We start from the raw sequence: 25682 nt of genomic DNA on the forward strand, positions 1-25682 counted from the left end.
TATAATTTACCTGCTTAGGCTATGTTTATTCGAATCCTGCCAACTCTTTGTTTATTCATTCTCCTTATACAATCATCTTATAGCCAAGTCAGAGATCAATATGTTTCTACACAAGGTAAAACTATTGCTACACGATTTACTCCTCCCACAGGTTTCGAAAGACTTACAACACAGGCAGGTTCTTTTGCCAATTATCTTCAAAATCTACCGCTAAAGCATCATGGCTCAATTGTTAAGTATTACAATGGAAGTACAAAACAGAATGCCAATGTCTACATTGGGGTAGTAGACATGGAAATTGGCACTCAGGATTTGCAACAATGCGCAGATGCTGTAATGCGATTACGTGCTGAACATCTTTACCAGCAGAAAAAGTATGCAGATATCCATTTTCATTTTACCAATGGTGATAATGTTTTGTATACTCAATATGCAGAAGGCTATCGTGCGTCTGTCAAAGGGAATAAAGTGATCTGGACTAAAAAGGCGAAAAAAGACTATAGTTATTCTACATTCCGTCAATACATGGATTTGGTTTTCATGTATGCAGGTACTCTTTCACTCAGTAAGGAGTTACAAACTGTTCCCTCTGTACAGAATATTCAAATAGGTGATGTATTTATTAAAGGAGGCTCACCTGGACATGCTGTTATTGTTGTAGATATGGCTCAGAATAAAAAAACAGGAGAAAAAGTATTTCTGCTAGCCCAAAGTTACATGCCTGCACAGGAAACCCAAATTCTGCGCAATCCAACTGATTCAGAAATGAGCCCCTGGTATAACACAAACTTTGCAGGAGACTTAATCACACCGGAATGGACATTTGAACCAAACCAGCTTAAACGTTTTTAGGTATTTATGATCTACTTCCGCTCATAAATGATAAATGTATAATCATAGGGATTCTCAGAATCTGCCTGATGATCGTCATGTTGTATTATCTGGAAATCACTTACTATAAATTCCGGAAAAAAGGCATCTGCCTGAAAGGTACCTTTTACAATAGTCAGATAAATTCTATCTGCTAAAGGTAGACTTATACGAAAGATCTCCTCCCCTCCCAAGATAAAGATTTCATCCACATCTCCAACCAACTGGAGTGCTTTTTCCAGAGTGTCAGCAACTAAAAATCCCTTATCCGTCTGATAATCTGGTTGCCTTGTAATGACAACATTGCCAGCCTCAGACCAAAGACGATCCGGGGACTCATAACTTCTCCGTCCCATGATCATCTTTTTTCCAGCAGTTACCTTTTTCAGATTATCCCAATCAGCGGGTAAATGCTTCCAGGGCAACTGGTTTTTGTAGCCAATTGCCCTGTTCAGATCCATTGCAGCAATAAGAGAAATGATCACAACTATTAGTATTCGAGTAGATTCAGAGACTAATTAAAATGAAAAACTTGGGTCGTTGCTTTCATTTTCAGAAGCAGGTGCTACGATCTCTGAAACATTGGTATAATGTGTTTTACTGGTATAACCAAACAGGTTTCGTTCTTTGATAATACGGGCAACCTGGGTCGGTACCATAATTTCCCAGCCATCTATTCCGTCTTTAATCATAGCCAATACGTTATCAGAAATGATATGAAGCAGATTTTCATCAAAATCACGAATAGCTTCCAGTTTATTATTGGCTAACAAGTATTCAAACAAGTCAATCTGATTGGGAGGCAACGTAAAATCAGTGCAGGAATATAGTTTACCATCGGGCTGCATCATCGGATATACATATAGTTTTACCTTGCGGCTAAACAAAGTCGCAAAAGCTTCCAGAATACCGCCAGGCAAAAATTCATAGTGCTTTTCTTCAAAGATATATTCCAGATTACTCATTCCTAAGATAAGACCAATCTTCAACTTTGTAATCTTTGACAGATAGGCTACCAGTTTATAATACTCCTGATAGTTAGAGATCATAACTGTTTGTCCGAGAGACGCCAGAATATTCACCCGGTCCATATAGTCCTTTTCATCGATTTCCTGTCCATGCTTCAGGTTGTGGAGAGTAAGCTCCGACAATACTACTACCTTCTCAGGATTCACTTCCGGATCTTCCAGAAACTGCTTCACACCATTCTCCAACATATCCAGATTCACATGGGTTACAGGTCTGAAGCGTCCTCTTATACAAACAATATTACGTTTGTATAATGCTTCTGATGGTTGCAATACATTTCCGTCTGGTCCAAACAAAGCCACATTTGTAAATCCGTTCTTTACCAGATAAAGACTCATCAACCGATTATCGACATTGACAAAATCAGGTCCTGTGAAACGAATCATATCAATCTCCAATCGTTCAGGCGATAAATCATCCATCAGGGATAACAACAATGTCTCTGGAGATTTATAATAATAATAACAACCGTATATCAGATTCACACCTACCACTCCTAGCGCCTGTTGTTGCAATAAGTTCTCAGTATCCAGCATTTTAACGTGCATAATCACGTCATTGTAAGGGGCTCCTGGTTGTAGTTGAAACCGCAGGCCAATCCATCCATGCCCCTCATTCGTTTTCTGATAGTTTAATGCAACTACAGTATCAGCAAAGGCAAAAAAGGTAGACTCAGCCCCTCTTTTTTCATTTAACCGCATTTGCAACAGATTATACTCGCGATGTAGCATCTTAGTCAAACGAGATTCTACTACATATCTTCCGCTCTCCTCTACCCCATAGATCGCGTCACTAAACGTCATATCATATGCAGAAATTGTTTTCGCGATTGTTCCGGAAGCCCCTCCAGCTTTAAAAAACTGAGCGGCTACTTCCTGACCAGCACCAATCTCAGCAAATGATCCATAGATTCGGCGGTCCAGATTAACTTTCAGTGCTTTTTGTCTGGTTCCAAGATTTTTATCGTAGTACATATTTTTGCAGGTTTGAAATAGTATTCCAAATACTAGTATATTTTTATAACGAAAGAACCTGAGATGTGATGTATTCCATATACAAACTTTCTTTTTTGTGAGTAAAAGAAAAGATGGAAATACGAATCGGATATTATTAAGTATCGTTGTCCTTTATATCCAAGGCATTAGAGCTGCAATATCGCATTTTTTACTATAATATACTGATTTTTAAGTATATGTTATTCCTAATACACATAACTTCTTTTATATATACAGATTTTATTTATGATTTGCAATATGCAATAAACCATCTGCAAAATATCGGGTATTCTTATTCAACACCTTACACAGGTAGTACTTTAAATGATTACTTTGTGTTACTTTGTGTTATCTGGGTTAAAAACTTTCTATTTCTGAATCTACTACCTGACTCATATTTATTGTCCAATATTATTTCTTTATGGATTCAACGTCTACCTCTCAAACTCTTCGATTTCCATGCCAATCTTGTGGGGCTTATCTGGTTTTTAAACCGGGAACTCACCATCTGACCTGTGAGTATTGTGGTGCAGATAATGTAATAGAGGATTCACAAGAGACTATTCAGGAATTGGATTTTGAAGATTTTCTCACCCAGTCCTCACCAGCAACCGAAACTCAACAGGTAGCCGTTGTAAAATGCAATGCTTGTGGAGCAGAGAGCTCACTGAAACCAGGTATTACTTCTGACAATTGTCCCTTCTGTGGTTCAGCTCTGGTTGTAGGTACAGGTAGTTTAAGTACACAGCTAAAGCCTAAGTCGCTGTTACCCTTTAAGATTGATCAGAAAACAGCATTCGGCAAATTTAAAGGATGGCTTTCCAGTCTTTGGTTTGCCCCCAATGACCTTGTCAAATTTGCAGATAATCAGGAGCGGCTTAGTGGTATGTATATCCCTTACTGGACATATGATTGCGAGACAGACAGTAACTATACAGGACAAAGAGGTGATTACTACTATGTAACAGAAACTGTTATGGTAAATGAGAATGGAAAAATGGTTGAGAAACGGCAGCAAGTACGTAAAATCCGATGGAGCTATGCATCTGGACAAGTTCATAACTCCTTCGACGATGTACTTGTAGAAGGTACTACTTCATTACCAGAGGATTATCTTCGGGCACTTGAACCCTGGGCATTGGATCAACTGGTTCCTTTTGACGAACGTTTTTTGAGTGGATTTCGGACTGAAACATATCATGTCGATGTAAAGCAGGGATTTGAGGAAGCCAAGCAGATTATGGATGGACCGATTCGTGCTACAGTATGTCAGGATATTGGAGGTGATGAACAACAAATTACGTCACTAAGTCCTAAGTATAAACAAATTACATTCAAACATGTTTTATTGCCTATTTGGCTAAGTGCTTATCGATACAACGGCAAAGTGTACCGATTCATGATCAATGGCAGTACAGGTGAGGTACAAGGCGAACGTCCTTACAGTGCCTGGAAAATATTCCTTGCCATTGTATTTGGCCTGGCAATTATCATTCTATTGGTTGTATTGTTTGGAGGAAAACAACAGTAATTTTTTCAAACATTGTTATATACGTCCCCTCAGGTTTGCATAAAAGTCTGAGGGGATACTCATTACCACCTATCTATTTAATTAAATAAATTTTTCATGAGATCTAAATCGTTTTTTTATCTATCATCTCTCCTTGGCATTTTTCTTTGCATATCCTGTCATCAGAAAAGTGATGAGGAATTACTCCAGTTAGAGCGCACTAAACTGAAAGAGAAACTAGAAAGCCAATCTGTATTATTCTACAAACTTTTTAAGATAGTCCTTCGTACTCAAACAGCTGAGAATGCTAAACAAATCCCTGGCTCAGAACATTTACAGAAAATCAATTCACGTATTCTCCAAGCAATTGATACTACCAAAAATGATACTACCTATATCTCGCTGGAAGATATGGTACTGGCCTACAAGGAATATAATGACTTAAAAGATTTTGCTCTTACTACAGACGAAGATACCTATCCAACACTGCTGGAAACATTCTTCAAAATGCATACAGGTGAAACACCTGCTTTGAGCCATACCAATATATCCTATGCAGAACTTTTCGGATGGGACAATAATATGGAACATACTTTTTTAAGTACAGCCAATACATCTGCACGTCGCACAGAACTTGCCTTGTATGAAGGTTCACGGGTAGATACAGAACACGAAAAAAATCTGGAAAGGCGTTGCTTATATAAAATGCAAAAGGGACTTCTGTTTATAACAGAAGATTTTCCGTATCTCAGCGAACACGAATTAACCAGTAATCATGAATGGCTGGAAAAAGAGGGTCAATCCTATCAATATAGCTTCTTTCGGAATCTGCCCCCTACAGGAACAAATAAAGATACGTATCATTATGCACATGGAATTAACCTGATATGTAGAGGACTAAGCCGGATTAAAATGGATCGGGAGGATAAAAAGACAATGGCACTACAGGATTTTGAGGCATTTTTATCGGATGCCAATGCTATTGGTCTTAATGATGAATTGGTTTGGCTGGTTGCCACCTATGTAGCACTGGAAAGGGAAGACAATCAAACTGCACTTGCTAACCTTAAGAAACTGGAGAAGAGTACTATCTTCAGCAATGAGGATAAGGCCATCCTTCATTCAGGGATTGAGTATCTGGAAGCCAAAGAAGACAACAAAGCATCGAACCTCATTACAGATAAAGTGTTTATGGGCAAAGTAGCCCTACAATACTTTATTACTCAAATGAAGAAAGTTGACTGGAAGAAATACACAGGCGCCCGTCCAGAGGTAGCTACCTTGATGCGATACAATGAACAGATACAACAGCAACTGGATAAAGTAAAGACTACAGCAACACTGGATAATCTTAAAAAAGAAGGAGGAGGACTACTGGACAAAGCCAAAAAGGTTATCCAGTAATCCATCACTATTTCTTAATTGACTGGGCTTCTTTCAAAAGGGTTTGTTTGGCATTTTCAGGAGTAATCTCCTGAAAATTGCCTTTCCCTAATGCAGCCAATCGCTGTAATTGCTCAATAACATGTTCATTTTTAGTTTGTCCAAATAAGAATACAGTCAGAACAATTCCTCTGTTCAGATTTTCCTGAATAATAGCTTCGGTAGCCTTATCCAAACCAAATTCACCATCCGACGCCAGAATAATCCGGTTATTCCCATTTTTGATAAAGTGTTCGTTAGCTAATTGATAGGCTAGACTTACTCCTCGGCGAATATTGGTTCCCCCCTCCGACTTTAGTTTATCCAGTTTCGACTCAATCTTTTTACGTTCAGTAGCGGAAACTGTATTTAACTCGATTCGGGCATCACCTGAATAACTTACAATGGCAACTTTATCCTCTGGTCGGGTAAGGGTCAACAAATAGGAAAATGCTTCTTTTAACAAAGGCAGCTTTTCGTGACTATTCATAGAACCAGATACATCCAGTAAAAATACCAGATGGTTGTCTGCATATCCTTCCAATGTCTCATCATCTGTTTTTTTATCTGACTCTGGTTTTACAGATATGGCAGGTTTATCTTGCAGCTTATTGGTTTTGGGATAAAAAACTTTGTATTGATGAGGCTCTTCTACCTGATGTAACAACAATGTTGTGGAAACATCCAGTTTAATAGATTTATTCTGGATATAATAGTCCGGAATCTCAGCTTCTTTCTGAACACCTTTTCCATCAGCAAGCTCAATAAAATCATTGTAAGAACGAATGAGCCCTAAGCCATAGCGGTTATATTTATTAATAATCTCGCTGTTATAGTAATAGTACGCCTTCGAATAAGGTTTATAATTATTCTCCCGCCATTCACTGGTCAAAAAACTATGACAACGAGACACAATAGCCTCCAGATTTCTTACCACTCTCTCATAACGCCAGTAGGGATCTAATCCATTACTTGACCCAAAACGATATAAACCTTGAAGATTCTCATCCTGATGAGTTTTGTAGTTCTCAATAAGTGTTTCCAGTTCCTGTACATAGAATGATATCTTGCTGGTTTCTTCATTATCCAGATCATCCAGAATAAGCTTGCACCAATGGATAGCAGGCTGAAACTTATCGGCCATTGCGACAATTCTATGATTGGTATTGGCAGGTTTATAGTGAGTAAGATATACTTGCTGCACAGTAGCATACAAGTTGTCCTTTGCCTGATCGTACTGATTAAATAACTTCTCCAATAACCCCAACTGCCGATAAGCCCAAGCAATATTTGTTCTCTGTAAATAAATCTTTTCCTGGACAAAATGCCAGATAGAATCCCGACTAAGCTGAATACGGTCAACTGTTTCTTTCAGAACCAATAATCTTTGATTCAGCACTCTGCGATCCGTTTCAGATAAAGCAGAATGACCCGTCATACATTTTTGATAGATCTCAGCAGGAATCACTTCATAGGAGGAAGACTTATTCCAGTGATCCTCATTCTGAAACGAAAGAAATTTGGATTTCTCTTCACTATAATAGTTTAGCTGCAGATTAAAATTCATTAGCTCCTCATAAATAGGCCAAAGAGCATGAATCGTCTCATTAGTATAGTGTACATAGTCATTTAAAGCATCTACAGCCTGATTACGGGGTGATATTTTTGATTGGGCCTGTGACATAAAATGAGTCAATAAAAAGAACAATACCTGAACAATGAGTTTTATATATGTTTGCTTTTTAGCAAACTGATTTTCAAAATAATATTTCATTCTAACTGATCAACTTTCAACAGAAAGTCTTCTATTTTTCTGATTGGTGTCTAGGAAAACAAAAAGTGAACACAATCTCTTCAGAAAGAAGTTTATAGCTAACAAATATTGTTTTATTACTACAATCAAACACTAATCTACATATTCAGAGAACGATAGTCTGAAGCATTCACACTATCATAATATGTTACTGCTAATTAGTAGATTAAATAGTATAAAATGGCTGGTAAAAGCAGACACTTTGTAATCGATTTCTGTAATTTTCGATAGTTTCATTTAGTTAGTATACATCACTCAACGATCCTACTTATACCTCTTTCACAAATGAGATCTCTTTCTATAACAAAGCTATATCTGCTTTTTATGTGGATATTGTTTTCATTACCCATTATGGGCCAATCCACTTCATCTCTACCTCCACCTGTACAACTTACAGCTGAGCAAGATCATAAGCGACTAATGAACTTGTTGGGAATTACCTCCATACGAAGAGGCCCGGATGGCAACCCTCAATCCCCCAATGCAGCTAACTTTGACGAAACTAAGGCAAATCCGTATCCTAACTTGCCAGACCCATTAGTACTAAAAAATGGAAAGAAAATAACTACAGCCAAACAATGGTGGACACAACGCAGACCTGAGATTGTAGAAGATTTTGACAAAGAAATTTATGGACGGGTTCCTGCCCATACGCCTAAAGTACGATGGGAAATTGTACAAACTAAAATTGATACAATAGGAAAAATTCTAGCTCTGACTAAAAAACTTATAGGCCATGTAGATAATTCAGATTATCCACTAATCTCTGTCAATATCGATCTGACAGTCACTACTCCTGTCAATGCTCCAAGTCCCGTCCCATTACTCATGGAATTTAGTTTTGTATTCCCGCCCGGTTTTCGTCCGCCGGCTCCTGCAGGTCCACCTGCACCTTCTTGGCAACAGCAAGTACTGGAAAAAGGATGGGGTTATGCAATCTTAATTCCAACCAGTGTACAGGCAGATAAAGGAGATAGCCTGACCAGAGGTATTATTGGGTTAGTAAATAAAGGCCAGCCACGTAAGGTTGATGATTGGGGAGCATTGCGTGCATGGGCGTGGGGAGCGAGCCGAGCATTGGATTATCTGCAAACAGATCCTGCCGTAGATGCAAAACAGGTAGGTATCGAAGGTCTGTCTCGCTATGGAAAAGCGGCCCTTGTGACTATGGCTTATGATTCCCGCTTTGCTATTGCGTTTGTAGGCTCATCAGGAGAAGGAGGGGCTAAATTACACAGAAGAATGTATGGGGAACAGGTAGAAAATGTCGCATCATCGGGTGAATACCATTGGATGGCTGGTAATTTTATTAAATATGCAGGGCCACTCACACCTAAGGATCTACCTATAGATTCGCATGAACTAGTAGCTTTATGTGCTCCCCGCCCCGTTTTTGTTGGTAGTGGGTCTCTCCAGGTAGAAGGAGGCTGGGTAGATGCCAAAGGTATGTTTTTAGGAGCTGCTTATGCGGGATCTGTTTATAAACTAGTGGGTAAAAAAGACTTGGGCACTACAGAGTTCCCTCCTATTGAGACCGCTTTACTCTCAGGAGACATTGCGTTTCGTCAACATAGTGGTGGACATACCAATGGGCCTAACTGGCCAACATTTATTTCTTTTGCAGAACGCTATCTAAAAACCAATAGTAAACCGACACAAAAATAGAGTCGCTTATTTAGGGGAGACAATCTCTATTTGTTTCCCTTTTTCATTTTCTGTTGAGCTTCTTTTATATATTGGGTTACTTCGAGAAATGGAGCTACCCAAATCTGCGACTGATTTTGCTGAAGAAAATGTACTAGCTTTCGATGTGCATCAACAGACACATTGAGATTATGTTCTCCTCCTACTCCATGAAATAAGAATACTAATAACGTTTTAGTTTCCATTGCTTTCTTTACAAGAGCAATCAATTGTTCTCCTGACTCTCCATTGACTCCCACTGCTCCTACATTCATTAGATCAATCTGGCCGAGTGACAAAAATTCAGGCTTTACCCCACGGGCAGCAACAAAATCATCCTTCATCAAATCCAGATATGCTACATCTCCGATTTTGGTATCACCGCATGGGTAAGCAAATGTCCGTTGTGTTTTTCCATCCAAAGTTTGCAACAAAACATTCATCATTCGGATTTCATCTACCATACGTGTAACAGAATAGACTCCCATATTCGATTCAGGTTTTACCCACTCTCTTCCAGGTATTTGTCCAATACAAGGATGAAACAATGTATGATTAGCCATTTCATGTCCATTGGCAGCTGCTTTACGCCAATCTGTGATTCGTTGCCTAAAACCGGGAAAATAGCCAGATAAATAAAATGTACCTTTCAACTTTGCAGAGTCCAGAACAGGAATTACGTTATCGAGATGGACATTCAAAGCATCATCATAAGTAAGTACAACAGCACATTGTTTTCCATTCCACGTAACTTTTTGCTGGGCAATAGCTAATATTCCTTGTAAAATAAAAAGGCAGAGAAAGGCAATTCTTTTCATACAAAACAGATGATAGTTTTTCCTATGTAAGAAGTATTATAAAAGTAAAGACGTATTCTTTGAAGGAAAAGTACAAATAAAGTATTTATAAACAAACAAAGCCCTTCATTCAGGGCTTTGTTGATGTATTCGGAATAATAAAGATCAAGCTGTTACCAGAATCTCTTCCAATGATTCATAGTTAGCCTTGATGATTGTATCAATATGGTCGTTTGTTAATGCAGTTGAAACGAACAAGCTCTCAAACTGAGATGGAGCCAGATACACTCCCCGCTTTAACATAGCTTGGAAATATTTAGCAAATAACTGCAGGTCAGACTGTTTAGCAGATTCAAAATCATATACTGGTTTGTCTGTAAAGAAAATCGTAAACATAGATCCTACATGATTAATTGTGTAATTAACCCCTAATTTTTGCATATTGGATTGCATACCTGCCACTATCTTATTTCCAATTTCTTCCAGACGTGTATATACTTCCGGATGTTCATTTAAATAGTGTAACATTGCCAGTCCTGCAGACATGGCAACTGGATTTCCAGATAAAGTACCGGCCTGATATACTGGTCCGGCAGGAGATACAAAATCCATAATTTCCCGACGTCCACCATACGCTCCAACCGGCATTCCACCTCCTATAATCTTACCCATAGTAATCAAATCCGCCTGCACATTGAATCTCTCCTGCACTCCTCCCTTTGCCAGTCGAAATCCTGTCATTACCTCGTCAAAGATCAACACAATACCTTCCCGTGTACAAATCTGACGCAGACCTTCTAAAAATCCTGTTTTAGGCAATACAAGACCCATATTTCCAGCAACAGGTTCTACAATAATAGCAGCTACATTTTGCTTATTCTCTGTAACAAGCCTTTCTACAGCTTCCAGGTCGTTAAAAGGAGCAGTCAGTGTATCGTTGGCTATCCCTTGTGTCACTCCAGGACTGTCAGGTATTCCCATAGTTGCAGCCCCACTACCTGCAGCAATCAAAAAACTATCCCCATGACCATGATAACATCCTTCAAACTTGATCATTTTATCGCGACCAGTATAGCCTCTGGCTAATCGAATAGCAGACATAGTTGCTTCTGTGCCCGAGTTCACCATTCGAACCTTCTCCAAGGTAGGCACTATAGAGATAATCAGTTCCGCCATCTCAACTTCTTTTCGGGTGGGAGCACCAAACGAAAGTGAATTTTGCGCAGCATCCGCAACTGCTTTCTGAATAATTTCATGAGCATGCCCCAATACCATAGGTCCCCACGAATTAATTAGTTCAAGGTATGCATTATCATCTTCATCATATAGATAAGCGCCTTTAGCAGATTTAATAAAAAGAGGATTACCTCCTACTGCCCGAAATGCCCGCACAGGAGAGTTAACCCCTCCAGGAATAACCTTCTTGGCATGTTCAAATAGCTGTTGGCTCTGAGATATATTCATATATAAAAGCTGTTAATCGTTGTAAATACAAATTGTGATAAATTTCTGCACAAATATCTGACACAATCCCCAATAAATCACCTTTTTTATAACAATTCACTGTTTGGCTTTTTCGACGATCCTATACTGAAACACAAAGATTCCAACTCTACTCAAGTCCTGTTTTATCAGGGTTCCAGAAAGGTTTTGCTTTTATTTGTCCGGAATTCCAATTCAACTCTTTTTTAAAATATTGATTTAACTGCACACAACTTCGACTATCACCACCTACATAGACCATTCCAGAACCGAATATTTGCCTGGCAGTAGAATCAATGGACTGCACTAATCTCTCTCCTGGATTTACAGCCAATTGTAGAAATTGAAATGGTTTTGAACCATCAATATCTGGAAAAATACCTTTTTCGTTTTCAGCATACACAAAGCCATAAATCTTTTTGGAAACAGACAGATTTCTATAGATTTCATACAAATGTCCCAAAGCAGAAGTATCACCCACCAATACATATGAGTCGGCAGACTGATCTACAATAAACTTACCCTTGTGCCATCCAAAGTAAATAGTATCTCCAACAGCACAATCCTGAGCCCATTTACTACCGGGTCCATTAGAGTGTGTACAGGCAGCAATATCTATAGTTTCGGCTTTGCGATCAAAATACCAGACAGAATAGCTTCTGATTTTGTCTTTCAGATTCACCGACATACCCATACCACAAAAAATCCGCAGAAAGTATCCTGGTACATATTCCGTTAATTTTAAACCACTACTATGAATACGGATATGAAAAGTATTGTCAGCTATTTTTGACTTGTGTACAATAACAGCTTTGTTTAAAAGTTTGCTTGCTAGGTTATCAATAAGACCCATCTTATTTAGTTTTGTAATGGTAAGATAAAAGTGTACTACTTTTCAAATAATGTATAGCTGGTAATTACACAGACGAACAGACATCACTTTTACTTTACCCTAGAAAAATAAAAGTGAGCCTTGTATAAGGCTCACCTTCGAAAATAAGATCTTCTCTATCACATCACATAAATACTAATTGCAATCACCCTCTGGCGTACAGGAAGGTCCTTCAATTACTTCAATGGGTGCAGGGTGCGTATTTCGCCACTCTGTAAAGGATTTTCCGAGCACATCTGAAAACACTTCGGAAGGTTGTGCACCAGAAACAGCATATTTGCGATTAAATACAAAGAATGGCACACCCCTCACTCCAATATTTTGCGCCTCCTGAATATCTTTCTCAACCTCATACCCAAAATCATCACTAGCTAGCACTTGCCGGATATCGTTTTCCTGCAATCCGATCTCTTGTCCTAACAACACAAGCGTTTCGTGATCACTAAAATCTTTCCCTTCTGTAAAATACGCTTTAAATAAACGTTCTTCAGCTTCATCTCCCAGATTATGCTTTTTTGCCAGTTGTATCATTCGATGGGCATCAAATGAATTAGCAACAACTGCATTATCAAAATTATAGATAAGACCTGCTTCTTTTGCCATCTGTGTTACCTGCCGATGCATCTGTACAGAATGCTCATAGGAAATACCTTTGCGTTCTGATAAGTATTCATATAAATTTTTGCCATGTCCTGCTTCAATAGAAGGATCTAGCTGAAAGCTATGCCACTCTACTTCAACCGCTCCAGCGTCAGAAAACTGTTGTAATGCCTTTTCAAACTTTCTTTTGCCTATATAACAAAATGGACACATAATATCTGACCATATCTCTACTTTCATTTTCTCAGTGGTATTCATCTGAATTTTTATTTAAGAATAATGTATTGATACATGGGTAAACAGTATATAGAGTGTAATATGTTCCCTGAAGTACTTATTAATCCCCACTACTTGCCCTACCGACAATTGAACTCAGAAAATTATTTAGAATATCTACTGTAACATGCAACCATTCCAATAGCTCGTGTGTCATGCTTTTGGAATTAAAAATATGTTTATGAAAACGATTTTAGTGATTGTGGGTGCAATAGTATTATTTAGCCAATGTATGAGGGATGGGCTTACACCAAAATCAGCGTCTCTTAATCAGGCAACTATTTTACAAGCCAAACAATCTGCCATTTTACGGACAAATTCTGCTTCTTCCAATGGCCTTAGCATTCGTGTAGATTCGATTCAAGATAGCCGCTGTCCTAAAGAGGCAGTGTGTATATGGGCAGGAAATGCACAAGTGTTTTTTACAACAAGTAAAGGGCAGGCAGTCAAATCCGGCACTTTGTGTATTGGTGCTTGTGGTCAACTTAAAACAGCTGATACTACTCAGATTGAATTATCAGGTATGTATTACGATATAATTCTTCAGAGTGTAGATCCATATCCCTCTCAAATGGAAAATAAACCAGCAAAAACGGCAAAGCTATTTGTTAGAGCCCGCTAACAAACAAAAGAGGCTTGTTTCATAACAAGCCTCTTTTGTTTATTCTAAAGGATTAGTCAGTGTAAGACTCCCACTCTCAAACTTTGTAATAGGTATATATTGATTATCATTTGCATTCCGATAATCATATCCAGCAAAGATAGCCCCCTTTACAGGTGGTTTACTTTTCAGTCCATTATGAAAGTTAGTGCCAAACTCTTTTAATATTCTCCCAAAATAAAGCATCATATCATATCCCTGATAGGCATATACAGAAGGAATAAGATTTCTGGCCTGAATGTATGCTTGCTTAAATGCTATTGCAGCCTCGCTACGATAGTCCAGATACTCCGGATTAATAAAATGAAACTGTAACCGTTCAAACTGATCATAACTTAGCATTGAGTAAAACAACCAGTTTGACTGGGTAATAACAGGAATTTTTGTTTCCCTTTTCTCCAGCGAACTAACCAGATTAATTGCAACATTCTGGTCAGAAGAAGTAATAAAAATATGTCCTGGGTCAGCAGTACCTTCAAGAGCCAGAACCATCTTAGGTATGTCAGTTGCAGAACTTATCTTTCGAAAAACAGATACTTTTCCACCTGCTTCAGTAAACTTCTGTCTGTAGACATGAGCTAACAATGAATCACGGGAAGTATTACCATAAAACACAACTGCGCTTGGAGTAGTGAACTGCTTTCTGGCAAATTGGGCAGCATGTTTTGCCTGACTTTCCACCGAAGCCTGATACAAATAAGCAGCGGAAGTATTCTGGACAATCTGGCTGTTTGTTGTAATAGGATTAATCTGCCCTATCTTAGTTTGGTTTGCAAAAGATACAGCGACCTTGATTGCAGCTCCATTAATAGGACCTATAATCAGATCATTAGACTGAAATTCAGACTGATTAGCAAGATTTAACATTTTATCACCATCTGCTCCAACATCATAGGCAAACAAGTTTATCTGAATATCTTCCTTAGCCAGTTGTTGTTGGGCCAACCGGATACCATTGTACATATCTACAGCTATCGGGCTCACACGACCATTTTTTTCTGCAAGCAGTTTATTGTAATCAAATGGTAGAATTACAGCCACATTATATGCCTGTTTGGTTTCGACCTGTCTGGCAGGTGGATTACTGACTTTTTTCAGGTTAAATTGTGAATCCAGTTTTTTGGCTAATGCTTTTTCTTCTTCATTTGTACTAAGCCATAACTTATCTGTCAGTACTTCGGCGATAGTACGATCATTTGAGTTCTTCTGTTGAAGGTCTTTTAGTAATGATATATTCTTCTCACTTTGTAAGTAGTATTTCTTCAGGTTTTCTGCATCTTTTTTTACACTTTCGTTCCGAATCTTATTCGTATTAACAAGAGCCATAGCATAATCTTTTTTAATAAAAAAGATATTTGCTAATAAATAGTTTGCTTGATCTATATCTGGCCATGAAGGATACTTTTGCTGCAACTGCTCCAGTGTCAAACGTGCTTCATCCGCTTTGTTCGCTTTAAATGAAGCCAGTGCGCTGAAATAATGTGCATAGGCTGTAAATGGATTGTCAGGCATTTCGCGCATCAGCGGACGAAATATCTCCTGTGACAGATCATACTTTCCTTGCTTAATCAACTCTTTACCTGACTCATATTTACGTCTATAATCGGCCACAGTCTGTGCCTTGACAGTGGAAATATTGATCAGGCTTACAAGGAACAGTATAAAAAAATAACAACACGTAGTCTGTGAATGTGTGATGAATCGCATTATAAGATTGTTTAAACAAAAGAACAGCCCCTATTAAACGAAAAAACTTCCTGAAAGTTGGATTTCAGGAAGTAAATATACAAGACGAAGTCTGTTTACAAAAAGTGTTTTCAGAGTTAATAAGAGACCTTATTTTTTGGTTTTCTTTTTAGCATCTGTATTAGGTCCCTTTTTTGAATCAGCATCCTTGCGAACTTCTTCTGCTTTACGCATAGCTTCCTCTAAACGCGCCTGGAAACCTGTCTTTTTCTTATCTTTATTCTTAATGCGGTTCTCTTCCAGCTTTCTGCGGATTTCTCCTTCATCCACGAACTTACGAATGGTAAGCTGCTGGGCAATAGTAACCAGGTTAGATATCAGGTAATAAAAATTCAGACCTGCTGGTGAGGAATTCAATACAAACATAATTACTACAGGCATCACATACTGAACAGTTTTATATGGTCCAGGCATTGCAGCAGAAGAAGTCATCTGGCTATTGTAATAAGTAAATGCCAGCGAAGAAGCTGTCATCATTACTGCAAACAAACTGATATGTGAATAGGCAGTAAAGGGTATATTAAATGGAAGCTGAATAATAGAATCGTATGTTGAAAGGTCATTTGCCCACAAAAATGCTTTTTGACGAAATTCAATCAGATTCGGGAACAAACTAAACAAGGCAAACAAAATAGGCATTTGTAATAATACAGGTACACAACCGCTTAATGGGTTTACACCTACTTGATTGTATAACTTCATTTGTTCTTGCTGCACCTTCTGCATATCATCTCCATGCTTGGCTTTTATTTCCTCAATCTCTGGTTGCAACACACGCGTTTTTGCAATAGACATATAGGAGCGATATACCAATGGGAATAAGATTGTTTTCACAACCAGTACCAATGCAATAATTAACAACCCATAATTAGTGATAAAGCTTTCCAGAAGATGGAAAACAGGCAAAATCACAAAACGGCTTACGATTCGTATTACAGGCCAGCCCAGATAAACATTTTCGCGGAAACCATCTGTTACATTCTTGACAATTTCATAGTCATTAGGACCAAAATAGTAATCAAAATGGCCTTTTCCACTTTTAAGGTCAGCCAGTGAAAGTTGCAGATTACTTTCTAAGACTTTGATATTATCATTGGATACAACTGTGGGTACAGAGCTTTTTAGCTGTCCAGCAGAAAAAGGAGTTCCTCTGGCAATCAATGCAGTAAGGAAAAATCGTTGCTTTAGCGAAACCCAGCGAATAGGTTCTTCAACAGCTTTTTCATCCACGCTGACAGAGTTGTCACCAATATCATTGAACTCCTCCTCTACTGTATAATAATTGATGGCAGAGGCCATCTGGCTTGTCTGAGTATCTTTTTCAAACTTCTTCAGATGTTCCAGCCACACCAATTGTACAGGCGCATTTTTTAAAACGCCATCTAATCCATTTACTTTCAGATCATATCCAATCTGGTATCCAGAACCTCTGATAGTGTAAATCTGCTCGACATATTGATTATCGGCTAAAGCTAAACGAAAAGAAACACGTATGGAATCTCCATCCTGCTTAACTACACCACCAACATCTGTTGAAGTAAAGTATAAATCTGAAAGATTTATATCTCCTGTCCGGCCAGGTAAACGCAATACCCGTGAGCTTGACTTTTCATCAATCAGAACCAAGGGTTTCTGATCATATGTCTTGTAATTCTTTAATAATACCTCTTTTATCTTACCGCCCTTGGTATTCAGGGTAATTTTTACATCTTTATTTTCAACAACAATATCTTTTGCTTCTCCAAAACCTGCAGCCGCAAAATCTCCATACATTCTTTTAGCTGTAGCAGAATCTGTTACAGTTTCAGAAACAGAAGGTGCAACTTTAGGAGCAGGAGTAGCCTGCGTAGTCTTGGGCGGCTCCGGTCGCGGCTGCTGCGATTCATATATGGTATACCCTATTAAAAGCAGGAAAATCAGCAGAAATCCGATCAGATTATTACGATCCATCAAAAAGCGATTAAATAATTATGGTTAAGGATTAAATCATTCACTGATGCATAAGTTGTTAGTACATCAGCTTATTGGTAAGAGGTTAAAACATAACAATATGGAAAAGACGAAAAGAGTCCTTTCCATATTGTAGCGTTTATCCTATTAATTGGCTGCAAGTTACAACTTTATCTCACTACTAAGCGCTTAGCACTAGCATATTCTACAGCAGCTTTCACAAAATGAACAAATAATGGCTGAGGATTCATTACTGTACTTTTTAGTTCAGGGTGAAACTGTACACCAACAAACCAAGGATGATCTTTGATTTCAACAATTTCAACCAGTCCTGTATCCGGATTGATACCAGTAGCTGTCATACCTGCTTTCTCATAAGCTTCCAGGTATTGATTATTAAACTCATACCGGTGACGGTGGCGTTCTGAGATTTTACTCTTACCGTATACTTGTGCAGCACGTGAACCTTTCTTTAGATCACATGGATACGCACCGAGTCTCATAGTACCACCTTTAATAGTAACCTTTTTCTGATCCTCCATCATATTGATCACCGGATGTGAAGTATCTTGATTCCACTCTGTAGAAGCGGCCCCATCCAGCTTTAGAACATTACGGGCAAACTCTACAACTGCACACTGCATACCCAGGCAAATGCCAAAGAATGGAACCTGGTTTTCACGAACATACCGAATCGCTGCTATTTTTCCTTCGATACCTCTTTCACCAAATCCAGGTGCTACCAATACCCCATCCAGATCCTCAAACAAGTTTTCTACGTTTTCCGGCAACAGTGTTTCTGAATGTATCCACCGGATATTTACTTTACATTCATTCTGAGCTCCGGCATGAATGAAGGCTTCTGCAATGGATTTATAGGCATCACGCAGTTCCACATATTTTCCAACCAGGCCAATGGTTACTTCTTCTGATGGATTCTTGAGACGTCCCAAAAACTCTTTCCAGCCTTCCATATCAGGCTCTTTATCATGTGAAAGCTTCAGTTTCACCAATACTCTTTCATCCAGTTTCTCTTTTTTCATCATCAGCGGCACATCATAAATAGTATCCGCATCCTGAGCTTCAATTACCGAATTAATATGCACATTACAGAATAATGCTATTTTTTTGCGGATATCCTGAGGAATAGGGTGTTCTGAACGACAAACCAATATATCTGGCTGCACACCAGTTTCCAATAGGTCTTTCACTGAATGTTGAGTAGGCTTTGTTTTTAATTCACCTGCAGATTTCAGATAAGGAATCAACGTTAAGTGAATAACAATCGCATTATTTGGACCTACATCCCACTTAAACTGACGTACTGCTTCAATAAATGGCAATGATTCGATATCACCCACACAACCACCTATTTCAGTAATAACAATATCATATTCTCCAGTATCACCTAATGCCCGTATACTCCGTTTAATCTCATCTGTAATATGAGGAATTACCTGAACAGTTTTGCCAAGATATGCACCTTGTCGTTCTTTAGTGATTACACTATTATAGATGCGTCCAGTAGTAACGTTATTGGCTTGAGATGTAGGAGTGTTCAAAAAACGTTCGTAATGCCCCAAATCCAAATCTGTTTCTGCCCCATCATCTGTGACATAACATTCCCCATGTTCGTAGGGGTTTAATGTGCCTGGATCAATATTAAGATAAGGGTCGAATTTTTGAATGGTTACCGAGAAACCTCTGGCTTGCAGAAGCTTAGCCAATGATGATGCAATAATTCCTTTGCCTAAAGAAGATGTTACGCCTCCCGTAACGAAAATGTATTTTGCAGATGCCATAAGTTGTTATTCTCTGAAAGACTTATGGGATACAAAGGTAGGGAAAATTTTTGGGAGTTAAACAGATAAAAATAACGAACTCTCAAAAAGTGAAAGATTTACCAAACTTTATCAGAATAATCATAAAAGAAGCTGGTAAAAGCCGATTACTACATAGATTCTTGAAATGAATTACCTATACATACTATAAGTATATCTCACAAGACATAATATATCTTTTAAATAAAAAGCAGACAGAGGGAATAAGCGACAAAAAATAATATTTGTCCATACAAAGCATTTATTTTGCACTTCTAAAAAATACTGCTTACAAAACCTTTATGACAGATAGTATTCAGCGTGCCTACGAAATTTTAAAAACAGGTGGAGTTGTTCTTTCTCCTACTGATACAGTATGGAGTATTCTTTGTGATGCCCGTAATGACGCGGCTGTTAAACGAGTCCATGAATTAAAAAAGCGAGAAACACCTAAACCTCTGGTGGCTATGATTTCACAAATAGGCTGGCTCCCTGAATATATGAATAAAGTGCCGGATATAGCCTGGGATCTGGTTGAATTTTCAGAACGTCCATTAACTGTGGTTTACTCCAATGGAAAAAATGTATCTTCCGATGTGTTAGCATCAGATCGAAGTATTGCGATTCGCTTAGTCAAAGACAATGATTTTCTGGTGAAGCTTATCGGAAAGTTTAATCGTGCGATTGTTTCAACTTCTGCAAATCGCCCTAATCAGTTTATTCCCAGAACACTAGATGATGTAGATCCTGAAATTGTCAAAGGCGTAGACTATGTTGTCCCAATGGATCAAAGCACCAAAAATGATTATCAGCTGGCCAATATACTCCGGTTGGAAGTCAATGGTGAAATTAAGTTTATCCGGAAATAGTAAGGGTTCAGGTATGATACCTGAACCTATCTTTCTTACTTTCCACTTATTTTTATAGAATTCATAACCTCTTTCGCAATAGGTTGCCAGCGTTCTTTTACCTGAACAGGACAATTGAAGGCCATAACATTCACTTTATTACGAATCGTTGTATATACAATATAAGAATATTGGCGTGTAACACCCTTATTAGCTGAATTAGGATCCTCATCACGCAATTCTGCGGTGTATTCCAAAACGACAAAATCCCGTTCATTAATCTGGACAACTCCTTCCTGAATAAAATCAACTTTAGTAAAGTTAGACCGGATTCCCGATTTAAAAAAGTCTTTCAACATTGCCAGATCCTGTTGCCTTCCAGGTGTAGTTGTTTGATTAAAAGAGAAATCAGCTACCCGGTCAGCACTTGAAAAACTAGCAGTTGGCTTTCGTGCTACAAAATATTTGGCGGCAATTTCATCATCTGTCATTGGATGAAAATCTTCAGGTAGCGAAACTGTAATTTGTTCTGTTAGCTTTGTCTTCTTTAGTTTAGGCACACCCTGAAAACCTATTCCCCAAGCCGTTAAAACCAATAAGAAAATCTTAAGTTGAAATCCCATAGCATTTTTAGAATAATGATGACCACAAAATAAGTGCAAAATCTGATCCCATCTCATTTTTTAAATTCTAATTGGGACATGTCTTTTTATAAAACATGAATTGTCCTCAAAACCTATACTAGGTTGATAAATGATTTTGCCATAGCTGAAGGTTTCATAAACAAATTTTGCAAATCTAAAAAACGCTTTCTACTTTTGTAACCCTGCAAGTCAATTACCCTCAACAAGTAATTGGTTTATACAGAAGACGGGAGAGAATAGGCTCGAAGAACGTCTGGCAACCTACCCTCAATGGCAAGGTGCTAAATCCTACCTAAGCTGATTAGGAAATATAAATCAAAAAATCATGCTTCTTAAAAAATCAATTTCAGGCCATTTGTGCATGACTGTGTTATTGCAACACATTCTACCAGCATTTTTTTGTGTATTGAGTTTCTTTCCTTTCCGAATGCGCTCTAGTTTGCGATGTGTGCAAAATTGTAGCGGAGTCGCATTACTCTACTAGTTTTATATACTTTAAGGAGATTTATTTGGAATTCCCTCTAAAAAAGCTGTATTTTCAAGAATCCAAATTTCAATCTTATTTAACAACCTCAAACACACCTAGTTATGTCTCAATTACGTTTCGAAACCCTACAACTGCATGCAGGTCAGGAAGTTGACCCTACTACACAATCACGTGCAGTGCCTCTTTACCAAACCACCTCCTACCAGTTCAAAGATTCTACACATGGTGCAAATCTGTTTGCCTTAAAAGAGTTTGGCAACATTTACACACGTATTATGAATCCTACTCAGGACGTTTTTGAGAAGCGGATTGCAGCATTGGAGGGAGGGGTTGCAGCACTGGCTGTAGCTTCAGGACACGCAGCACAATTTATTGCATTAAATAACATTCTCAATGTTGGTGACAACTTTGTCACTTCTCCGTTTTTATATGGAGGAAGCTGGAATCAGTTTAAAGTTTCATTTAAAAGGCTTGGTGTAGAAGCTCGCTTTGCCAAAGACAATGAACCAGCCAGCTTCGAACAATTAATCGATGAAAAAACCAAGGCTATTTATCTGGAAACGATTGGAAATCCTGGTTTGAATGTAGCAGACTTCGATGCCATTGCAGCCTTAGCCAAAAAGTATGATCTACCTGTAATCGTTGACAATACATTTGGTATTGGCGGTTATCTTTTCCGTCCATTGGAACATGGAGCCCATGTTGTTGTAGAATCAGCAACCAAATGGATTGGAGGTCATGGTACCAGTATTGGTGGGGTAATAATTGATGGTGGTAATTACAATTGGGGCAATGGAAAATACCCTCAGTTTACTGAACCTTCAGAGGGATACCACGGATTAAAGTTCTGGGAAATTTTTGGAGAAGGTAATCCTATTGGACTTCCTAATATCGCCTTCATTATCCGCTGCCGGGTAGAAGGTTTACGTGATTGGGGTCCAGCCATTAGTCCGTTTAACTCATTCCTATTCCTTCAAGGATTAGAAACCCTTTCTTTACGTGCAGATCGTCATGTGGAGAACGCACTGAAACTGGCCCAATGGCTGGAGGCACATGATCAGGTAGAAAGTGTAAACTATCCTGGTCTGCCAAGCAGCCCACATTATACACTGGCTCAAAAGTATCTGAAACGTGGAGCAGGATCAATTCTGACGTTCAACATCAAAGGAGGCAAAGATGAAGCTGAGAAATTTGTTAACAGCTTAAAGCTAACTAGCCATTTGGCCAATGTAGGAGATGCCAAGACGCTTATTATCCATCCAGCCTCAACAACTCATTCTCAATTGAATGAAACAGAACAACGCAGTGCCGGTGTAGAGCCTACATTACTGCGGGTGTCAGTAGGTCTGGAACATATTGAAGATATTAAAGCCGATTTTGAACAGGCATTTGTTAAAATTCACGAAGATAGCGCAGTATTAAATTAATATAAAAGGGTTTCATGGCTAAAATAACTAGCCATGAAACCAATCTTTTCATCCCTAATTATTAATTGAATTTGAATCTTTTACAATTCAGTTACGAACAAGAATTTACATTAGAGTCTGGAGAAACTTTAGCACGGTTCAATCTGGTGTATGGAACATCCGGCACACTAAATGAAACAAAAGATAATGTGATCTGGGTTTGTCATGCATTGACAGGAAATGCAAGTGCAGATGATTGGTGGTCAGGAATGATTGGAGAAGGTAAATTCTACAATCCTGATGAGCATTTTATTATATGTGCCAACATCATTGGTTCACATTATGGATCAACAGGGCCATTTTCATGGAATAACAAAACCGATGATCGATACTATCACGACTTTCCGTTTGTGACTATCCGGGATATGGTCAATGCCATGGAACTACTTCGTATTCACTTAGGCATTACAAAAATCCACACCTGTATTGGCGGCTCACTTGGTGGGCAACAGGCTATGGAATGGGCAATTCTGCAGCCTACTCTCATTGACAACCTGATTCTGATAGCCACCAATGCCTACCATTCAGCATGGGGAATAGCTTTCAATGAGTCACAACGTATGGCAATCGAAACAGATCCAACCTGGAAAGAAAAACGTCCGGATGCAGGTATCCAGGGAATGAAAACAGCCAGATCTATTGCCTTACTGTCTTATCGCCATTACGAAACATACACTCAGAAACAAACGTCACCTGATAAAAACAAACAGGATGATTTTCCTGCATCGTCTTATCAACGATACCAGGGTGAGAAATTGGCAAAACGATTTAATGCATTCAGCTATTGGGTATTGTCCAAAGCAATGGATTCACACAATGTAGGGCGTGGGCGTGGAGGAGTAGAAGCAGCACTACGGGTGATCCGATCCAAAACACTTGTCATAGGTATATCTACAGATATTTTATTTCCTGTATCAGAACAAAAATACTTGGCACAAACTATACCGAATGCGCAATACACAGAGATAGAATCCATTTATGGACATGATGGTTTTTTAGTAGAGTTTGAGATTTTGAGTCAGATACTAAAACAATTTTATATCTCCTCTGACATTCCGAAAGATATACCAGTAGAAAAAGAGTGAGATTTTTATTCATATAGACATATAAGTAAGACGTTACATGAGCAAGAAATTACGCATCGGTTTATTTGGCTTTGGCGTGGTAGGTCAAGGCCTTTACGACATTTTTACACATACAACAGATTTTAATGCCGAGATTGTCAAAATCTGTGTAAAAAACCCTCACAAATCCCGTCCATTACCCGCAGATCGATTTACATTCGATCCGGATGATATCTTGGGAGACCCAACTATCAATCTGGTTGTTGAAATGATCAACAACACAGAAGATGCGTATATCATTGCCAAAACAGCCCTTCAGAATGGAAAAACCGTTGTTTCTGCCAGCAAAAAAATGATTGCAGAAAATCTGGAAGAACTGGTTGCCTTACAAAATCAATACAACACACCAATTCTTTACGAAGCAGCAGTGTGTGGTAGTATTCCTATTATTCGAAACCTGGAAGAGTATTATGATAACGAGCTGCTCTACTCTGTAAGTGGTATTGTCAACGGTACTTCCAATTATATTCTCTCAAAAATATTTCAGGAAAATTTGAGTTACGAAACAGCCCTTCGTCAGGCTCAGGAAGCAGGTTTTGCAGAAACTGATCCTACTGCAGATGTAGGTGGTTTCGATGCATTGAATAAACTTTGTCTGCTGGTTACACACTCCTATGGAATTTTTGTAAAACCAGAAGAACTATTTAACTATGGCATACAATCATTGTCTAAACATGACATTCAGTTTGCAAAAGAAAAGGGATTAAAAATCAAGCTCGTAGCTCAGACCCGCAAATTGACAGATGATACCATTACTGCATTTGTTATGCCTCAATTCATTGCACCTAATGATTATCTGTATAGTGTAGAAAATGAATACAATGGTGTAGCTGTAGAAGCTGCATTTGCAGACAAACAATTTTTTATGGGCAAAGGAGCTGGAGGACATCCTACAGGTTCCGCTGTTCTTTCTGATATTTCAGCCTGTCGCTATGATTATCAGTATGAGTATAAGAAACATCAACATACCCGGATACATTATACCAATGATGTTATCCTGGAAGTATATGTGCGTTACTATCAGGAAGCTGTGCTGGATGTTATTCCTTTTTTACAAATTCATGAAAAATACAGCAGTCATAATTTCCATTATATCATTGGTGACATTAATCTTTCTGACCTTATACTAATTAAGAGCGACTTAGCTACTCAAGATCTGTTTATTGCTAATACGGGCAAAAAAACAACAGCTTCCAAGCCTTTGACAGCCCCAATATTTGTCAGTGACCAAAAATATATTTAGAAATCCACCCTATCAGAAAAAACTCTCAACTTTTTTATAAATAGTTGAGAGTTTTTTGTTTACAAAGACTTCCATTCCTTCATTAAAGACAAAGAAATTACCAATTCTGAGCTTTCACTTTTCAGTGTTCTTCGGCATACCCCACATTTGCCTAACCACTTCTATTAGTAAACAGGATTTATAAAATGTCTCTTCATGTTTTAACAGGCGAACCTGGTTAAGGTTATCCTATATATAGACAAACAAGAGGCGAAATAAGCTATGGAGGAAAGTTACGAGTTATGGCCTTCGCATCGTATATAAGAGAGAACCAATTCATAAAAG

At 38.4% G+C, this 25682-nt stretch carries 20 protein-coding genes and 1 riboswitch; of the genes, 9 read left to right on the top strand and 11 right to left on the bottom strand.

From position 1 onward, the window contains the following. Window positions 1-21 precede the first annotated feature (21 nt). Entirely contained in the window at window positions 22-852 is an 831-nt protein-coding gene (locus QNI22_RS06995; RefSeq protein ID WP_314509922.1) for a DUF4846 domain-containing protein, read from the top strand. A gap of 11 nt (window positions 853-863) precedes the next feature. Here QNI22_RS06995 and QNI22_RS07000 read toward each other — a convergent pair whose 3' ends face one another. Continuing rightward, complete coding sequence (locus QNI22_RS07000) at window positions 864-1355, bottom strand: dihydrofolate reductase (RefSeq protein ID WP_314509923.1); 492 nt, start codon at window positions 1353-1355, stop codon at window positions 864-866. Between the two features lie 33 nt (window positions 1356-1388). Continuing rightward, window positions 1389-2873 (bottom strand): TonB-dependent receptor, encoded by a 1485-nt coding sequence (locus QNI22_RS07005; protein WP_314509924.1) that lies wholly within the window; start codon window positions 2871-2873, stop codon window positions 1389-1391. Between the two features lie 442 nt (window positions 2874-3315). On the opposite strand from QNI22_RS07005, the gene QNI22_RS07010 reads away from it, so the two are divergent. Both QNI22_RS07010 and QNI22_RS07015 read left to right on the top strand, forming a co-directional pair. Beyond that, window positions 3316-4425, top strand: a complete 1110-nt coding sequence (locus QNI22_RS07010; protein WP_314509925.1) for a TFIIB-type zinc ribbon-containing protein — start codon at window positions 3316-3318, stop codon at window positions 4423-4425. A 96-nt stretch (window positions 4426-4521) separates the two neighbouring features. Then, complete coding sequence (locus QNI22_RS07015; RefSeq protein ID WP_314509926.1) at window positions 4522-5808, top strand: hypothetical protein; 1287 nt, start codon at window positions 4522-4524, stop codon at window positions 5806-5808. A gap of 7 nt (window positions 5809-5815) precedes the next feature. Here the strand turns inward: QNI22_RS07015 and QNI22_RS07020 are convergent, their stop codons facing one another. After that, window positions 5816-7600, bottom strand: a complete 1785-nt coding sequence (locus QNI22_RS07020) for a vWA domain-containing protein (protein ID WP_314509927.1) — start codon at window positions 7598-7600, stop codon at window positions 5816-5818. 324 nt (window positions 7601-7924) lie between these two features. On the opposite strand from QNI22_RS07020, the gene QNI22_RS07025 reads away from it, so the two are divergent. After that, a complete protein-coding gene (locus QNI22_RS07025; protein ID WP_314509928.1) occupies window positions 7925-9304 on the top strand; it encodes an alpha/beta hydrolase family protein in 1380 nt (459 codons plus the stop codon). A 26-nt stretch (window positions 9305-9330) separates the two neighbouring features. On the opposite strand, the gene QNI22_RS07030 is transcribed toward QNI22_RS07025, so the two are convergent. The 4 genes from QNI22_RS07030 to QNI22_RS07045 form a co-directional block, all read right to left on the bottom strand. Beyond that, window positions 9331-10140 carry a polysaccharide deacetylase family protein gene (locus tag QNI22_RS07030; protein WP_314509929.1) on the bottom strand — a complete coding sequence of 270 codons (810 nt, stop codon included), beginning with the start codon at window positions 10138-10140 and terminating at the stop codon, window positions 9331-9333. A 144-nt stretch (window positions 10141-10284) separates the two neighbouring features. Continuing rightward, window positions 10285-11583 (bottom strand): glutamate-1-semialdehyde 2,1-aminomutase, encoded by a 1299-nt coding sequence (gene hemL, locus QNI22_RS07035; protein WP_314509930.1) that lies wholly within the window; start codon window positions 11581-11583, stop codon window positions 10285-10287. A 148-nt stretch (window positions 11584-11731) separates the two neighbouring features. After that, the gene (locus QNI22_RS07040) at window positions 11732-12454 is read right to left on the bottom strand and encodes a siderophore-interacting protein (RefSeq protein WP_314509931.1); all 723 of its coding nucleotides are present in this window, start codon (window positions 12452-12454) and stop codon (window positions 11732-11734) included. Window positions 12455-12628: 174 nt separating this feature from the next. Beyond that, on the bottom strand, window positions 12629-13333 hold the full coding sequence (locus QNI22_RS07045; protein ID WP_314509932.1) for a DsbA family oxidoreductase: 705 nt from the start codon (window positions 13331-13333) through the stop codon (window positions 12629-12631). 217 nt (window positions 13334-13550) lie between these two features. Between QNI22_RS07045 and QNI22_RS07050 the strand changes: the two genes are divergently transcribed. Beyond that, window positions 13551-13991, top strand: coding sequence for a hypothetical protein (locus tag QNI22_RS07050; protein ID WP_314509933.1), 441 nt, complete (start codon window positions 13551-13553; stop codon window positions 13989-13991). 39 nt (window positions 13992-14030) lie between these two features. Here the strand turns inward: QNI22_RS07050 and QNI22_RS07055 are convergent, their stop codons facing one another. From QNI22_RS07055 to QNI22_RS07065, 3 genes are all read right to left on the bottom strand, one after another. Continuing rightward, complete coding sequence (locus QNI22_RS07055) at window positions 14031-15737, bottom strand: ABC transporter substrate-binding protein (protein ID WP_314509934.1); 1707 nt, start codon at window positions 15735-15737, stop codon at window positions 14031-14033. A gap of 129 nt (window positions 15738-15866) precedes the next feature. Next, entirely contained in the window at window positions 15867-17726 is a 1860-nt protein-coding gene (yidC, locus tag QNI22_RS07060) for a membrane protein insertase YidC (RefSeq protein ID WP_314509936.1), read from the bottom strand. A gap of 170 nt (window positions 17727-17896) precedes the next feature. Continuing rightward, on the bottom strand, window positions 17897-19528 hold the full coding sequence (locus QNI22_RS07065) for a CTP synthase (RefSeq protein WP_313974754.1): 1632 nt from the start codon (window positions 19526-19528) through the stop codon (window positions 17897-17899). A 320-nt stretch (window positions 19529-19848) separates the two neighbouring features. On the opposite strand from QNI22_RS07065, the gene QNI22_RS07070 reads away from it, so the two are divergent. Beyond that, the gene (locus QNI22_RS07070; protein WP_314509937.1) at window positions 19849-20415 is read left to right on the top strand and encodes an L-threonylcarbamoyladenylate synthase; all 567 of its coding nucleotides are present in this window, start codon (window positions 19849-19851) and stop codon (window positions 20413-20415) included. Between the two features lie 35 nt (window positions 20416-20450). On the opposite strand, the gene QNI22_RS07075 is transcribed toward QNI22_RS07070, so the two are convergent. Then, window positions 20451-21017, bottom strand: a complete 567-nt coding sequence (locus QNI22_RS07075) for a hypothetical protein (RefSeq protein ID WP_314509938.1) — start codon at window positions 21015-21017, stop codon at window positions 20451-20453. A 233-nt stretch (window positions 21018-21250) separates the two neighbouring features. After that, window positions 21251-21355: riboswitch (SAM riboswitch) on the top strand. A gap of 271 nt (window positions 21356-21626) precedes the next feature. Between QNI22_RS07075 and QNI22_RS07080 the strand changes: the two genes are divergently transcribed. From QNI22_RS07080 to QNI22_RS07090, 3 genes are all read left to right on the top strand, one after another. Further along, window positions 21627-22952 (top strand): O-acetylhomoserine aminocarboxypropyltransferase/cysteine synthase family protein, encoded by a 1326-nt coding sequence (locus QNI22_RS07080; protein WP_314509939.1) that lies wholly within the window; start codon window positions 21627-21629, stop codon window positions 22950-22952. A gap of 71 nt (window positions 22953-23023) precedes the next feature. Then, the gene (locus tag QNI22_RS07085) at window positions 23024-24076 is read left to right on the top strand and encodes a homoserine O-acetyltransferase family protein (protein WP_314509940.1); all 1053 of its coding nucleotides are present in this window, start codon (window positions 23024-23026) and stop codon (window positions 24074-24076) included. A gap of 37 nt (window positions 24077-24113) precedes the next feature. Beyond that, complete coding sequence (locus tag QNI22_RS07090) at window positions 24114-25358, top strand: homoserine dehydrogenase (RefSeq protein ID WP_314509941.1); 1245 nt, start codon at window positions 24114-24116, stop codon at window positions 25356-25358. The last annotated feature ends 324 nt before the right edge of the window (window positions 25359-25682 follow it).

The sequence above is a fragment of the Xanthocytophaga agilis genome, from assembly GCF_030068605.1.
Classification (GTDB): Bacteria; Bacteroidota; Bacteroidia; order Cytophagales; family 172606-1; genus Xanthocytophaga; species Xanthocytophaga agilis.